A 14,199-nucleotide genomic window follows, 5' to 3' on the forward strand; every position below is an offset into this window, starting at 1 on the left:
GGGGGGGTGGGGGGGGGGGGTGTTGTTTGGGGGGGGGGGGGGGGGGCGGGGGGGGCGGGGCGCGGGCGGCGCGCCCCCCCGGGCCCGCCCCGGGCGGGCCTGCCAAGCTGTCGCCATGCGCGTCCACATCGGCACCGACCACGCCGGCTTCGAGCTCAAGCAGCACCTCGTGGCGCACCTGCGCGAGCAGGGCCACGACGTCGTCGACCACGGCGCGGCCGAGTACGACGCCGCCGACGACTACCCGCCCTTCGTGCTGGCCGCCGCGGCCGCCGTGGCCGCCGAGCCGGGCAGCCTGGGCGTCGTGATCGGTGGTTCCGGCAACGGCGAGCAGATCGCCGCCAACGTCGTGCCCGGCATCCGCTGCGCCCTGGCCTGGTCCGTGCGGACCGCGCAGCTGGCGCGCGAGCACAACGACGCGCAGTGCGTGGGCGTGGGTGCGCGCATGCACACCCTCGAGGAGGCCACCGCGATCGTGGACGCCTTCCTGGCCACGCCGTTCTCCGGCGACCCCCGCCACCAGCGCCGCATCGACATGCTCACCGAGTACGCGCGCACCGGCGAGCTGCCGGCGGCGCCCCAGCGCTGAGCCGGGCACCGGGGTGCCCGAGGGCAACGTCGTCCACCGCTACGCCCGCGTCCTGGGCGAGCGCTTCGGCGGGCAGCCGCTCGCCGTGAGCAGCCCGCAGGGCCGCTTCGCCGACGGGGCGGCCCTGCTGGACGGCCGGGTGCTGCAGCACGCCGAGGCGCACGGCAAGCACCTGCTCGCCGACCTCGGCGAGGACCGGCTCCTGCACGTGCACCTGGGCCTGTACGGCACGTGGACGCTCGGCGACGGCGAGCCGCCCGAGCCGCGCGGCGCGGTGCGCGCCCGCCTGGTGGCCGGCACCGGCTGGGCGGACCTGCGCGGGCCGACCGCCTGCGAGGTGCTGACCCCGGCGGGCGCGCAGGAGCTGCACGCGCGGCTGGGCGCGGACCCGCTGCGCGCGGACGCCGACCCCGAGCGCGCCTTCGCGGCCGTGCACCGCTCGCGCGTCGCGTTCGGCGCGCTGCTCATGCAGCAGGAGGTGGTGGCGGGACTCGGCACCATCTACCGCGCCGAGCTGCTCTTCCGCGCAGGTGTGGACCCCTACCGCCCCGGCCGGGCGGTCAGCCGCGAGGAGTGGGACGCGGTGTGGGCCGACGCGGTGCACCTGATGCGCACGGACGTGCGCACGGGGCGCATCGTCACCACCCGCCCGGCGCACCGCTCGAACCCGCGCGGCGCTCCGTCGGAGGAGGACCGCTTCTACGTCTACCGGCGCGGCGGGCAGCCGTGCCGGGTGTGCGGCACCCCCGTGCAGCACGCGCAGGTGGTGGCCCGGCACCTGTTCTGGTGCCCCACCTGCCAGCCGTCCTGAGGGAGCGGCGGGCGATCAGCCGACGGCGGCCGCCAGCTCGGCGCCCAGGGCGCGGGCCAGCCCCTCGAGCAGCGGGCCCGCCTGCGCGATGCAGCGGGCGGTGTCCGGCTCGACGTCGGTCAGGGCGCGCGCACCGGTGAACCCCTCGGCCCGCCAGCGCTGCTCCGGCAGCGTCCGCCGCCCGCTGAGCACCACGACCGGCGCGCCGAGGGCGGCCGCCGCGCGGGCCACGCCCACCGGGGTCTTGCCGCCCAGGGACTGCTCGTCGAAGCTGCCCTCCCCGGTGACGACCAGGCCCGCCCCTGCGGCCCGTTCCGGCCAGCGCACCAGGTCCAGCACGACCTCGACGCCGGGACGCCGGCGCGCGCCCAGCAGACCCAGGGCCACCAGGCCGGTGCCGCCCGCGGCCCCCGCCCCGGGCGCCTCGCGCGCGTCGGGGGCCCCCGCGGCGGCGAGCGCGTCGGCGAAGCGGGTCAGCGCGGCGTCCAGCGCGGCCACCTGCGCCGGGTCGGCGCCCTTCTGCGGGCCGAACACCGCCGCCGCGCCCCGCGCGCCCAGCAGGGGGTTGTCCACGTCGGCGGCCAGCGTCCAGCGCACCTCGCGCACCCGGGGGTCCAGCTCCGCCAGGTCCACCCGGTGCAGCCGGGCCAGCGCACCGCCGCCGTCGGGCAGGTCGCGCCCGTCGGCGTCCAGCAGGCGCGCGCCCAGGGCTGCCAGCAGGCCGGCGCCGCCGTCGGTGCAGGCGCTGCCGCCGACGGCCAGCACGACCTCGCGCGCACCGTCGTCCAGCGCGGCGCGCACCAGGTCCCCGGTGCCCCGCGAGGTGGCCGCCAGGGGGGCGCGCACGCCCGCCGGCAGGCGGTCCAGCCCGGAGGCCTGCGCCAGCTCGACCAGGGCGGCCGGGCCGCCCTCCTCCCGCGCCCACGTGGCGCGCACGGGCGCGCCGGTGGGGCCCGCGACGGTGGCCGTCACCGCGCGCCAGCCCGCGGCGACGGCGGCGTCCACGGTGCCCTCACCGCCGTCGGCCACGGGCACCTCGCTGATCCGCAGGGCGTCCGCGGGCACCGCCGGCCGCGCGGCGGCGAACCCGGCGCGCAGGCCCGCGGCGACGCGCGCGGCCACCTCGGCGGCCGTCAGCGACCCCTTGAACTTGTCGGGGGCGACGACGACGTGGAGGGGCAGCGACACCGGTGTCCGCACGATCACGGGGCCAGCCTGCCAGGCGGCCGGGCCGGGCGGGCGCGCGGCTCGGCCACCGGGTGCGCACGATGGCCCCGTGACGAGGGCGAGGCTGACGGCCGGGGACGTGGCGTGCTGGGTGCTCAAGGCGGCCTCCGACGTCCCCGAGCTGACCGGGGCACCGGCCGGTGCCCCGGTGCACCTGCACCGCTGCGTGCACCCGACCTACCGGCTCGGCCTGGTCCAGCCCGGGCAGGGCGTCCTGCTGTGGCGCAGCGGCCGCCGGGCGGGGGTGCGGGCGGTGGGGGAGGTGCTGTCCGCGCCGGTGGAGGGTGCGGTCGCCGTGCGGCTGCACCCGCTGGCGCGGCCGGTGGCGCGCGCGGACCTGCTGGTGGACACCCGGTTCCGCGCGGCGGAGGTGGTGCGGGTGCCGGTGGGGGCCAACCCGTCGTACCTGACGGGCGCTGCGCTGGCGGCGGTCCTCGAGCGGCTCGCCCCGGGTGAGGAGGCGTTCCTGCCGGGGGCGGGGGCGCCGGGGTGACGCCGTCTCGACGGGCCGGGTGCGCGCGGGTGTGCCAGCGTGGAGCAGGTCCCGAGCCAGGAGGGTGCTGTGCGCCACGCGTTGATGTCCCTGTCCGCTGCCGGTCTGCTCGCGCTCACCGCGTGCAGCACGCAGACCACCGAGAGCACCACCGAGGGGGTCGAGGTGGTCACCCCCGAGGACCTCGGTCCCTCGGAGGAGCGGGTGGACGAGGTGACCGAGGAGGAGCCGCCCGCCGGTGACGCCGCCGAGGAGGCGGAGGTCGTCGTCGACACCTGCGCGGTGGCCGACCCCGGGGTGGTCGCGGGCCTGACGGTGTCGAACGACCAGGTGGACCCGCGCAGCTACGTCGTCACCGTCGCGTTCGCGGGCGCCGACGGCACGCCGGTCGCCGAGGCGCAGGCCACGGTGGACGAGGTCCGCTCAGGGGAGTCGGCGCAGGGGCAGGCCGTCGCGGAGGTCGCCGACCCGCCGGCGGAGGTGACCTGCGTGGTCACCGACGTGAACCGCTTCTGAGCTCTCGACGCCGCGAGCCGCCGCCCCGGAGGGCGGCGGCTCGCGCGCGTGGAGCGGGCGACGGGAATCGAACCCGCGTAGCTAGTTTGGAAGACTAGGGCTCTACCATTGAGCTACGCCCGCGCGGCCGTGCACGGCGCCCGGTGGGGGCATGCGCAGCGGTCGGCGCCCAGCTTAACGGGTCCGCGGCGGTAACCTGTCGCAGTACCCGCCGCGCGCGGCGGGTCGCGGGGTGTGGCGCAGCTTGGTAGCGCGTCCGCTTTGGGAGCGGAAGGCCCCCGGTTCGAATCCGGGTACCCCGACGAGCACGGCCCGCCGGCGCCTCGCGCCGATCGGCGGGCAGGCAGACGCCCCGGCGCGGACGGCTAGGCTTTCGCGGGGGGGGGGGGGGCCCCCCCCCCCCCCCCCCCCCCCCCCCCCCCCCCCCCCCCCCCCCCCCCCCCCCCCCCCCCCCCCCCCGGCCCCCCCCCCCCCCCCCCCCCCCCCCCCCACGCCTGACCACGACCTCCGCCCCGGCGCGGAGAGACCCCAGGAGAACCCCGCTGTGAAGAGCGACGTCGAGACCCTCAACCCGACCCGGGTGAAGCTGACCGTCGAGGTCGGCTACGACGAGCTGAAGCCGAGCCTCGACGCCGCCTACAAGTCGATCGCGGGCCAGGTCCAGGTGCCGGGCTTCCGCCGGGGCAAGGTCCCCGCCCGCGTCATCGACCAGCGCTTCGGCCGTGCCGCGGTGCTGGAGGAGGCCGTCAACGACGCGCTGCCGAAGTTCTACCAGCGCGCCGTGGAGGAGCGGGAGCTGCGCCCGCTGGGCCAGCCGACCGTCGACGTCTCCCAGGCGCCGGACCCCAAGACGGGCGGTGACCTGCGCTTCTCCGTCGAGGTGGACGTGCGCCCCACCCTGGAGCTGCCGGTCCTGGACGAGCTCGAGGTGTCCGTCGACGACCTGGCGATCTCCGAGGAGGACGTCGAGCAGCGGCTGGACGCCCTGCGCGAGCGCTTCGGCACGCTGACCGGCGTGGACCGCCCCGCCGCGGACGGCGACTTCGTCTCCCTGGACCTGCGCGCCGAGATCGACGGCGAGGAGATCGAGACCGCCAAGGGCATCTCCTACCAGGTCGGCCAGGGCAACATGATCATCGGCCTGGACGAGGCCGTGACGGGCCTGTCCGCCGAGGGCAGCACCACCTTCACCGCGCCGCTGGCCGGCGGTGACCGCAAGGGCCAGGACGCCCAGATCACCGTGACCGTGCAGTCCGTCAAGGAGCGGGTGCTCCCCGACGCCGACGACGAGTTCGCGCAGCTGGCCAGCGAGTTCGACACCCTGGACGAGCTGCGCGCCGACCTGCGCACGCAGGTGGAGCAGTCCAAGAAGTTCGAGCAGGGCCTGCAGGCGCGCGACCGCGTCCTGGAGAAGCTGCTGGAGCTGGTCGAGGTGCCCGTCCCCGAGTCGCTGGTCCAGGCGGAGATCCACACGCACCTCGAGCGCGAGAACCGCCTGGAGGACGCCGAGCACCGCGCCGAGATCGACGAGAGCACCCGCGCCGCCCTGCGCAGCCAGCTGCTGCTGGACGCCCTCGCCGAGCGCGAGGAGATCGGCGTGGAGCAGCAGGAGCTGCTGGAGTACCTGGTCGGGCAGGCCCAGCAGTACGGCATGGAGCCCAACCAGTTCGTGCAGATGGTGGACCAGGCGGGCCAGGTGCCCTCCATGGTCTCCGAGGTGCGCCGACGCAAGGCGCTGGCGGTGGCGATGGAGAAGGCCACCGTGAAGGACGCCTCGGGCAACGTCGTGGACCTGGAGGAGCTCGTGGGCGGCCCCGAGGACGACGAGGACGCCACCGGCGTGCCCGCCGAGAGCGGCGCCGAGGAGCGCGCGGACGGCGCCGAGGACGCGGCGGACGCGCCCGAGGCCGGCCAGACGGTCGACCCGGTGGGCGAGGACGTCCAGGCCGCGGCCGACGCCGCCGCCGGGCAGGAGCAGGACGGCGGGGAGCGCCCCCAGGGCTGACCCCGCGCGCCGTGGGCGCACCGGCCCGGTGCCGGTGCGCCCACAGCGAAAAGCCCCCGGCCCCGACATGCCCTGCGGGACCTGCGCGTTAGGGTCGATCGAGATCGGCGGGACGCTCCGCCGGCCCCCGTCCGCGGGGGTGGTCGACGCCAGGAGAGGGCCAGGGAACAGCGTGAGCGAGATCTTGAGCGCACCGGGACTGGTGACGCCGCAGCACGCCCGTACGCCGGGCACGCCGGGGATGGGCCTCGACGACAACGTCTACCAGCGGCTCCTGCAGCAGCGGATCATCTGGCTGGGCTCGGAGGTCCGCGACGAGATGGCCAACGCCATCTGCGCGCAGCTGCTGCTGCTGGCGGCCGAGGACCCGGACGCCGACATCTACATGTACATCAACTCGCCCGGCGGGTCGGTCTCCGCGGGCATGTCGATCTACGACACGATGCAGTACATCAAGCCGGACGTGGCGACCATCGCCACCGGCCTGGCGGCCTCGATGGGCCAGTTCCTGCTGTGCGCGGGTGCTGCGGGCAAGCGTTCGGCGCTGCCGCACGCGAAGATCATGATGCACCAGCCGCTGGGCGGACTGGGCGGCTCCGCGAGCGACATCAAGATCCTCGCCGAGCAGATCATCATGACGAAGAAGCAGATGGCCGAGCTGATCGCCCAGCACAGCGGTCAGAGCTACGAGACCATCACGCGCGACTCCGACCGCGACCGCTGGTTCACGGCCGAGGAGGCCCAGGAGTACGGCCTGATCGACCACGTCGTCGGCCGCTCCAGCGAGGTCACGGGCGGCGGGGGCACCGGTGCGTGAGCCCGCGGGCCGCTCCCCGCTCCACGTCCCGCCGCACGTGACCGCCCAGATGGGAGACCGTCCGATGGACCAGCACAGCCGCTTCGACCCCGCGCTCGCGCCCTCGGCGCGCTACGTGCTCCCGCAGTTCGAGGAGCGCACGTCCTACGGGATGAAGCGCTCGGACCCCTACACCAAGCTCTTCGAGGACCGCATCATCTTCCTCGGCGTCCAGGTGGACGACGCCTCGGCGGACGACATCATCGCCCAGCTGATCGTCCTGGAGTCCCAGGACACCGACCGCGACATCATCATGTACATCAACTCGCCCGGCGGGTCCTTCACGGCGCTGACGGCGATCTACGACACGATGCAGTACATCCGTCCGGACATCCAGACGTACTGCATGGGCCAGGCGGCCTCGGCCGCGGCGGTCCTGCTGGCCGCGGGCACCCCGGGCAAGCGGTTCGCCCTGCCCAACTCCCGCATCCTCATCCACCAGCCGGCGATGTCCGGCGGCGGGTACGGCCAGGCCTCCGACCTGGAGATCCAGGCCAACGAGATCCTGCGGATGCGCACCTGGCTGGAGCAGACGCTGGCGGCGCACTCGGGCCGCACCGCCGAGCAGGTGGGCACGGACATCGAGCGCGACAAGTTCCTCTCCGCCGAGGAGGCCGTCGAGTACGGCCTGATCGACGAGGTGCTGGTCAGCCGCAAGGCCTCGGCCGTCACCCGTTAGGCAGCAGCGCGCGGCGCGTCCCGGGGGGCCGGTCTGGCACCGTGTCCCCCGGGGGCGTCTAATGAGTCCCCGGGAGGTTCCCGGCAGGTAGCGTGGTCGAGTCGTGACGGTGCCGTGAGCGGTGCTCCCGCGAGGTCAGCGGCACCGTCGAGCAGTACGAGGAGAGGAATCCGTCGGTGGCACGCATCGGTGACGGTGGCGACCTGCTGAAGTGCTCCTTCTGCGGAAAGAGCCAGAAGCAGGTCAAGAAGCTCATCGCCGGTCCCGGCGTGTACATCTGCGACGAGTGCATCGACCTCTGCAACGAGATCATCGAGGAGGAGCTCGCCGAGGCCAACGACCTGGGCCTGGTGGAGCTGCCCAAGCCCCGGGAGATCTTCGAGTTCCTCGACCAGTACGTCATCGGCCAGTCCGCGGCCAAGAAGTCGCTGGCGGTGGCCGTGTACAACCACTACAAGCGCATCCAGGTGGGGGACCCGGCCAAGAGCCGCGACGACGCCGTCGAGATCTCCAAGTCCAACATCCTGCTGATCGGCCCGACGGGCTGCGGCAAGACCTACCTGGCGCAGACGCTGGCGAAGATGCTCAACGTCCCCTTCGCCATCGCCGACGCCACGGCGCTGACGGAGGCCGGGTACGTCGGCGAGGACGTGGAGAACATCCTCCTCAAGCTCATCCAGGCCGCCGACTACGACGTCAAGAAGGCCGAGACGGGCATCATCTACATCGACGAGGTCGACAAGATCGCCCGCAAGTCGGAGAACCCGTCGATCACCCGCGACGTCTCCGGCGAGGGCGTGCAGCAGGCGCTGTTGAAGATCCTCGAGGGGACCACGGCGAGCGTGCCGCCGCAGGGCGGCCGCAAGCACCCGCACCAGGAGTTCATCCAGATCGACACGACGAACGTGCTGTTCATCGTGGGTGGCGCCTTCGCCGGCCTGGACCGCCTCATCGAGGCCCGCGCCGGCAAGCAGGGCCTGGGCTTCGGTGCCCAGCTGCGTCCCACGGGCACCGCGAAGCTCGAGCCGTCCTTCGGTGACGTGATGCCCGAGGACCTCATGAAGTTCGGGCTGATCCCGGAGTTCATCGGACGTCTGCCGGTGATCACCACGGTGGAGAACCTGGACCGCGAAGCGCTGGTGCGCATCCTCACCGAGCCCCGCAACGCCCTGGCCAAGCAGTACCAGCGCATGTTCGAGCTGGACGGCGTGGAGCTGGAGTTCACCCCCGACGCGCTGGAGGCCGTGGCCGACCAGGCGATCCTGCGCGGCACCGGCGCCCGGGGTCTGCGCGCGATCCTCGAGGAGGTGCTGCTGCCGGTCATGTTCGACGTGCCCAGCCGCGACGACATCGCGCGCGTCGTGGTCACCCGCGAGGTCGTGCTGAAGAACGTGAACCCGACGCTGGTGCCCCGGGAGGCCCCGGTGCGCAAGGGCACCCGGGAGCGCCGCGAGAAGTCGGCCTGACCCCGACCCGGACGAGACGTCGAGGGGCCCCGCCCGTGTCGAGCACGGGCGGGGCCCCTCCGTCGTCGTGCCGCGGCCGTGGGGCCCGGGTCAGAGCTGGGAGTTCAGGCGCGCCACGAGCGTGGCCAGCTGGTTCATGTCCTCCTCGGACCAGTCCTGCAGGCGGGCGTGCAGGCGCTCACGGCGCGCCGCGCGGGCCGCGAGCAGCTGCTCGGAGCCGGTGGGGGACAGGCGCAGGCGCACCGCCCGCCCGTCGGTGGGGTCCGCGGTCCGCTCGATGAGGCCGAGGCCCTCCAGCAGCTGGACCTGCCGGCTCAGGGTGGGTTTGCCGATGCCGAAGAACGCGGCCAGGTCGGAGGGGCGTGCCTCGCCCAGGTCGTCGAGGCGCACCAGGAGGCTGTACGCCTCCGGTTCGAGGTCCGGGTGCACGGTGCGGGCCGTCTCCCGGCTGATCGCCCGGGATCGGCGCAGCAGGACGGCGAGCTCACGTTCCAGGTGGTCTGCGGCGTCGTGGTGCACGGGGGAACCGTACCGCTCCGGCACGCCGCACCGCGTGATCGCCACGGCACCGCGCGACCCCCGGGTGTTGTGGTGGCGGCCCAGCTGCCCTAGGGTCGGACCGATGCATCGGACCGATGCATCGCCGACGGTCCTCAGGGAGTGCAGTGGTGCGAAGGCGCGGTGACGTGCTGCCCCTGGCGGTGCTGGCCCTGCTCGCCGACGGCCCTCTGCACGGCTACGAGGTCCGCCGCCGTCTCGACGTGCGACTGGGCGCCTTCCGCGCGCTGTCGTACGGGACGCTCTACCCGTGCCTGCGCACCCTGCAGGCCGGCGGCTGCATCACCGAGACCACCGAGCAGCGCACCCCGGGCACCGTGAGCGCCAAGCGGGCCCGCGTCGTCTACGAGCTCACCGAGCGCGGCAGGGATCGCCTCGCCGAGCTGCTCGAGGAGGCCGGCCCGGCCGCCTGGGAGGACGACGCGTTCGGGGTGCGCCTGGCCCTGTTCCAGCGGGTCGCCCCCCGCACGCGGCTGCGCATCCTGGAGGGCCGTCGCGCCCGGCTGCTGGAACGCGTGGAGCAGCTCACCGCCACCATCGAGCGGGCCCAGGCCCAGCTCGACGCGTACGCCCTCGAGGCCCAGCGCCACGGCCTGGAGACCGTCCGCAGCGAGGTCGACTGGCTCGACCGCCTCATCACGGCCGAGCGCCGTGCCCCCGCCCGGCCGGGTGTTCCGGCCGCACCCCCTCCCGAGGAGAGTTGATGTCCGAGATCCGCGTCGCCGTCGTGGGGGTGGGCAACTGCGCCGCCTCCCTCGTCCAGGGCGTCCACTTCTACGCCGACGCCGACGAGACCACGACCGTGCCCGGCCTCATGCACGTGAAGTTCGGCGAGTACCACGTGCGCGACGTGACGTTCGTCGCCGCCTTCGACGTCGACGACAAGAAGGTCGGCACCGACCTCGCCGACGCCATCGGCGCCAGCGAGAACAACACCATCAAGATCTGCGACGTCCCCACCACCGGGGTCACCGTCCAGCGCGGTCACACCCTCGACGGCCTGGGCCGCTACTACCGCGAGACCATCACCGAGTCCGCGGCCGAACCGGTGGACGTCGTCGCCGCGCTGCGCGAGGCCCGCGCCGACGTCGTCGTGTGCTACCTGCCGGTGGGTTCCGAGGACGCGGCGAAGTTCTACGCCCAGTGCGCCATCGACGCCGGGTGCGCCTTCGTCAACGCGCTGCCCGTCTTCATCGCCAGCACCCCCGAGTGGGCGCAGAAGTTCACCGACGCGGGCCTGCCCATCGTCGGCGACGACATCAAGTCCCAGGTCGGCGCCACCATCACCCACCGCGTGATGGCCAAGCTGCTGGAGGACCGCGGCATCAAGCTCAAGCGGACGTACCAGCTCAACGTCGGCGGCAACATGGACTTCAAGAACATGCTGGAGCGCGACCGCCTGGAGTCCAAGAAGACCTCCAAGACGCAGGCCGTCACCAGCAACGTCCAGGCCGACTTCGGCACCCGCGACGTCCACATCGGCCCCAGCGACTACGTCCAGTGGCTCGACGACCGCAAGTGGGCCTACGTCCGCCTGGAGGGCGAGGCGTTCGGCGGCGTGCCGCTGAACCTGGAGTACAAGCTGGAGGTCTGGGACTCCCCGAACTCCGCCGGCGTCATCATCGACGCGGTGCGCGCCGCGAAGATCGGCCTGGACCGCGGCATCGGCGGCCCGCTGCTGTCCCCGTCGGCGTACTTCATGAAGTCCCCGCCGGAGCAGCGCGACGACGAGCGCGGCCGTGCCGCCGTCGAGGAGTTCATCGCCGGGACCGCCGAGCGCTGATCGGCCGTCTCCCCGCGCAGGGCCCCGTGGTGCACCCGCACCGCGGGGCTTCTCGCGTTCCGTCCCTCGGGTCGGGTTTTCGGCCGGGTGGCGGGGTGGTCCGGCCGTCGGGCTCTCCGCCCGCGCCGGACTCGGGTGGTTCCCTCACCTGCCGTTGCTCGGCGCGGGCTCCGGACGCCCGTCGACCGGACCACCCCGCCACCCTCCGACCTCACCGGGGTGGACGGTCGCCGTCCGTCCCCGTGGTGCGGGTGCGCCACCGGGCCGCGCCGGACGGTCGATGAGCGCTCGACGGGCCCGGGTGCGATGTGGAGTGGGGGAGAGGTGCGAGGCGGCAGGACGGTGGTGGCTGCGGAGGTCGGCGTCCGGAGCCCGCCCTGCGCGAACAGGTGCGGCGGTGCACCCGGCAGCGGGCGGAGAGCCGGCCGCAGCACCCGCCACCGTCCCACCACGGCGACCACGGGCATCCCGAGAACGCGACAGGGCCGCTCCCGGTGAGGGAGCGGCCCTGTCGAGGGGAGGACGTCAGCCCTGCTCGGCGATCTCCGCCTTCGCCGTCAGCACCGGTGCCTGCTCGCCCTCGGCGACCGGCACCTCCTGCCAGGTGATCGAGGCCGCGCGGCTGGCGGCCAGCACGTCCGCCTCGGCGCGGGCGGCGTCGGCGGTCACGCCCGCCGGGCCGAACACCGCGGCGGCGGTCAGCGGGGTCTTCTGGGAGACCTTCGCCTCGCTCTTGACCTTGCGCAGCGCGGACAGCGCCTGACCGGCGGCACCGAGCACGCCGAGCGCACCGGTGTCCGCGGCGGCGGGGCCGAGCTCGTCCACGACGGGCCAGGACGCGGTGTGCACGGAGCCGTCCTGCCACCAGGACCACACCTCCTCCGCCGCGAACGGCAGGAAGGGGGCGAACAGCCGCAGCAGGGTGCGCAGCGCGATGGCCGCGGTGGCGCGGGCGGAGGCCTGCGCCTGCTCGCCGCGGGCGCCGTAGGCGCGGTCCTTGACCAGCTCCACCCAGTCGTCGCAGAACGTCCAGAAGAACCGCTCGGTGACGTCCAGCGCGGTGGCGTGGTCGTAGCGCTCGAACGCGTCGGTGGCGCTGCGCACCACCTGGGCGAGGTGCACCAGGACGCTGACGTCCAGCGGTTCGGTGACCGCGGCCGGGTCGGCGGCGGTGCCGCGCTCGACGCCCAGGCCGAGGACGAACTTGGAGGCGTTGAGCAGCTTCATCGCCAGCCGGCGGCCGACCTTCATCTGCCCGGTGTCGAAGGTGGCGTCGGTGCCCAGGCGCGAGGACGCCGCCCAGTAGCGCACCGCGTCCGAGCCGTGCTCCTCCAGCAGCCCCAGCGGGGTGACGACGTTGCCCTTGGACTTGGACATCTTCTTGCGGTCGGGGTCGAGGATCCAGCCCGACAGCGCCGCCCGCGACCACGGCAGCCCACCGCTCTCCAGGTGCGAGCGCACCACGGTGGAGAACAGCCAGGTGCGGATGATGTCCTGCCCCTGCGGGCGCAGGTCCATCGGGAAGACGCGGCGGTACAGGTCCTCGTCGCGCTCCCAGCCGCCGGCGATCTGCGGGGTCAGCGAGGAGGTGGCCCAGGTGTCCATGACGTCGGGGTCCGCGGTGAAGCCGCCGGGCGCGCCGCGCTGGGACTCGTCGTAGCCGGGCGGGGTCTCCGAGGCGGGGTCCACCGGCAGGGTGGACTCCTCGGGCAGGACGGGGGAGTCGTAGCGGGGGGTGCCGTCCTCGTCGAGCGGGTACCAGACGGGGAACGGCACGCCGAAGAACCGCTGGCGGGAGATCAGCCAGTCGCCGTTCAGGCCGGAGACCCAGTGGTCGTAGCGGTGCTTCATGTGCTCCGGGTACCAGGTCAGCTGCGCGCCGCGCTCCAGCAGCTGCTCGCGCAGCCCGGCGTCGCGGCCGCCGTTGCGCAGGTACCACTGGCGGGTGGTGACGATCTCGAGCGGGCGGTCGCCCTTCTCGTAGAACTTCACCGGGTGCACGATCTTCTTCGGCTCGCCGACCATCGCGCCGCACTCGCGCAGCGCCGCGACGACCCTCTCCTGGGCGGTGTGCACGGTGGCGCCGCCGATCTCGGCCCACAGCTGCTCGCCGGGGCCCCCGGCGATCCACTCGGGCGTCTCGCGCACCAGCCGGCCGTCCCAGCCGATGACGGCGCGGGTGGGCAGCTGCAGCTCGCGCCACCAGGTGACGTCGGTGGTGTCGCCGAAGGTGCAGATCATGGCGATGCCGGAGCCCTTGTCCGGCTCGGCGAGGCGGTGCGCCACGACGGGCACCTCGACCCCGAACAGCGGCGAGCGCACCGTGGTGCCGAACAGCGGCTGGTAGCGCTCGTCGTCGGGGTGGGCCACGAGGGCGACGACGGCGGGGATGAGCACGGGGCGGGTGGTCTCGATGAAGACGGGCTCGCCGCCGCCGGTGCGCTCGAAGGCGACGCGGTGGTAGGCGCCCTCGCGCTCGCGGTCCTCCAGCTCCGCCTGCGCCACGGCGGTGCGGAACGTGGTGTCCCACAGGGTGGGGGCCTCGGCGGCGTACGCCTCGCCGCGGGCGAGGTTGCGCAGGAACGCGCGCTGCGCGGCGGCGCGGGAGGTCGCGGAGATCGTGGAGTAGGTGTGCGACCAGTCCACCGACAGGCCCAGGCGCCGCCACAGCGACTCGAAGACCTGCTCGTCCTCGGCCGTCAGCCGCTCGCACAGCTCCACGAAGTTGCGCCGGGAGACCTGCACGAAGTCGCGGTCGCTCTTCGGCGCCTTCTCCGGGGGCGTGAAGGACGCGTCGTACGGCAGCGAGGGGTCGCAGCGCACGCCGTAGTAGTTCTGCACGCGCCGCTCGGTGGGCAGGCCGTTGTCGTCCCAGCCCATCGGGTAGAAGACCGACTTGCCGCGCATGCGCTGGAAGCGGGCCACCACGTCGGTGTGGGTGTAGCTGAAGACGTGGCCGACGTGCAGGGAGCCGGACACGGTGGGCGGCGGGGTGTCGATGGAGTACACGCCGGCGCGCTCGGCGGTGCGGTCGAAGGCGTAGGTGCCGGACTCCTGCCACACCGGTGCCCAGCGCTCCTCCAGGCCGTCGACGGTGGGGCGGTCGGGGACCGAGACGCCGGCGGCGGTGCCGTCCGGGCGGTGCTGGGGTGCGGGCGCGGTGCTGGCGTCGGACATGCCCCCATCATCCCGCAGGCGCCGGGGGTGAAGGCAGCG

At 74.2% G+C, this 14,199-nt stretch carries 13 protein-coding genes and 2 tRNA genes; 11 read left to right on the top strand and 4 right to left on the bottom strand.

Annotated features, from left to right (window positions below; all coding sequences use genetic code 11):
* The first annotated feature begins 115 nt into the window (after window positions 1-115).
* Window positions 116-589, top strand: a complete 474-nt coding sequence (locus tag ACRYR9_RS04515; protein ID WP_432496431.1) for a ribose-5-phosphate isomerase — start codon at window positions 116-118, stop codon at window positions 587-589.
* Window positions 590-602: 13 nt separating this feature from the next.
* Complete coding sequence (locus ACRYR9_RS04520; RefSeq protein WP_432496429.1) at window positions 603-1,400, top strand: Fpg/Nei family DNA glycosylase; 798 nt, start codon at window positions 603-605, stop codon at window positions 1,398-1,400.
* 15 nt (window positions 1,401-1,415) lie between these two features.
* Here the strand turns inward: ACRYR9_RS04520 and ACRYR9_RS04525 are convergent, their stop codons facing one another.
* Complete coding sequence (locus ACRYR9_RS04525; protein WP_432496426.1) at window positions 1,416-2,606, bottom strand: glycerate kinase; 1,191 nt, start codon at window positions 2,604-2,606, stop codon at window positions 1,416-1,418.
* 70 nt (window positions 2,607-2,676) lie between these two features.
* Here ACRYR9_RS04525 and ACRYR9_RS04530 point away from each other — a divergent pair, with 70 nt between their 5' ends.
* Window positions 2,677-3,120 (top strand): hypothetical protein, encoded by a 444-nt coding sequence (locus tag ACRYR9_RS04530; RefSeq protein WP_432496424.1) that lies wholly within the window; start codon window positions 2,677-2,679, stop codon window positions 3,118-3,120.
* A gap of 69 nt (window positions 3,121-3,189) precedes the next feature.
* A complete protein-coding gene (locus ACRYR9_RS04535; RefSeq protein WP_432496421.1) occupies window positions 3,190-3,636 on the top strand; it encodes a hypothetical protein in 447 nt (148 codons plus the stop codon).
* A gap of 49 nt (window positions 3,637-3,685) precedes the next feature.
* On the opposite strand, the gene ACRYR9_RS04540 is transcribed toward ACRYR9_RS04535, so the two are convergent.
* Window positions 3,686-3,759: transfer RNA gene (locus tag ACRYR9_RS04540), tRNA-Gly, on the bottom strand.
* Between the two features lie 105 nt (window positions 3,760-3,864).
* Here ACRYR9_RS04540 and ACRYR9_RS04545 point away from each other — a divergent pair.
* The 5 genes from ACRYR9_RS04545 to clpX all read left to right on the top strand — a co-directional run bounded on the left by ACRYR9_RS04545 (window position 3,865) and on the right by clpX (window position 8,642).
* A tRNA-Pro gene (locus ACRYR9_RS04545) sits at window positions 3,865-3,938 on the top strand.
* Between the two features lie 242 nt (window positions 3,939-4,180).
* Window positions 4,181-5,641 (top strand): trigger factor, encoded by a 1,461-nt coding sequence (gene tig / locus ACRYR9_RS04550; protein ID WP_432496017.1) that lies wholly within the window; start codon window positions 4,181-4,183, stop codon window positions 5,639-5,641.
* Window positions 5,642-5,882: 241 nt separating this feature from the next.
* Complete coding sequence (locus ACRYR9_RS04555) at window positions 5,883-6,458, top strand: ATP-dependent Clp protease proteolytic subunit (RefSeq protein WP_432486149.1); 576 nt, start codon at window positions 5,883-5,885, stop codon at window positions 6,456-6,458.
* Between the two features lie 64 nt (window positions 6,459-6,522).
* On the top strand, window positions 6,523-7,176 hold the full coding sequence (locus ACRYR9_RS04560; RefSeq protein WP_432496015.1) for an ATP-dependent Clp protease proteolytic subunit: 654 nt from the start codon (window positions 6,523-6,525) through the stop codon (window positions 7,174-7,176).
* A 176-nt stretch (window positions 7,177-7,352) separates the two neighbouring features.
* On the top strand, window positions 7,353-8,642 hold the full coding sequence (gene clpX / locus ACRYR9_RS04565) for an ATP-dependent Clp protease ATP-binding subunit ClpX (protein ID WP_432496012.1): 1,290 nt from the start codon (window positions 7,353-7,355) through the stop codon (window positions 8,640-8,642).
* Window positions 8,643-8,732: 90 nt separating this feature from the next.
* On the opposite strand, the gene ACRYR9_RS04570 is transcribed toward clpX, so the two are convergent.
* Window positions 8,733-9,161 carry a MarR family winged helix-turn-helix transcriptional regulator gene (locus ACRYR9_RS04570; protein WP_432496009.1) on the bottom strand — a complete coding sequence of 143 codons (429 nt, stop codon included), beginning with the start codon at window positions 9,159-9,161 and terminating at the stop codon, window positions 8,733-8,735.
* Window positions 9,162-9,328: 167 nt separating this feature from the next.
* On the opposite strand from ACRYR9_RS04570, the gene ACRYR9_RS04575 reads away from it, so the two are divergent.
* Both ACRYR9_RS04575 and ACRYR9_RS04580 read left to right on the top strand, forming a co-directional pair.
* Window positions 9,329-9,904, top strand: a complete 576-nt coding sequence (locus ACRYR9_RS04575) for a PadR family transcriptional regulator (protein WP_432496006.1) — start codon at window positions 9,329-9,331, stop codon at window positions 9,902-9,904.
* Window positions 9,904-10,983, top strand: coding sequence for an inositol-3-phosphate synthase (locus ACRYR9_RS04580; RefSeq protein ID WP_432496004.1), 1,080 nt, complete (start codon window positions 9,904-9,906; stop codon window positions 10,981-10,983). Before ACRYR9_RS04575 ends, ACRYR9_RS04580 begins: the two co-directional genes overlap by 1 nt.
* Before the next feature lie 525 nt (window positions 10,984-11,508).
* On the opposite strand, the gene valS is transcribed toward ACRYR9_RS04580, so the two are convergent.
* A complete protein-coding gene (valS, locus tag ACRYR9_RS04585) occupies window positions 11,509-14,160 on the bottom strand; it encodes a valine--tRNA ligase (protein WP_432496001.1) in 2,652 nt (883 codons plus the stop codon).
* Between the last annotated feature and the right edge of the window lie 39 nt (window positions 14,161-14,199).

It is taken from the genome of Kineococcus auxinigenes, from assembly GCF_050871525.1.
Lineage (GTDB): Bacteria > Actinomycetota > Actinomycetes > Actinomycetales > Kineococcaceae > Kineococcus.

What these genes read in the sequence shown, in the direction of transcription:
- ACRYR9_RS04515 (WP_432496431.1), top strand. Translation starts at nt 116, where the DNA reads ATGCGCGTCCACATCGGCACCGACCACGCCGGCTTCGAGCTCAAGCAG.
- ACRYR9_RS04555 (WP_432486149.1), top strand. Translation starts at nt 5,883, where the DNA reads ATGGGCCTCGACGACAACGTCTACCAGCGGCTCCTGCAGCAGCGGATC.
- ACRYR9_RS04560 (WP_432496015.1), top strand. Translation starts at nt 6,523, where the DNA reads ATGGACCAGCACAGCCGCTTCGACCCCGCGCTCGCGCCCTCGGCGCGC.
- ACRYR9_RS04580 (WP_432496004.1), top strand. Translation starts at nt 9,904, where the DNA reads ATGTCCGAGATCCGCGTCGCCGTCGTGGGGGTGGGCAACTGCGCCGCC.
- valS (WP_432496001.1), bottom strand. Translation starts at nt 14,160, where the DNA reads ATGTCCGACGCCAGCACCGCGCCCGCACCCCAGCACCGCCCGGACGGC.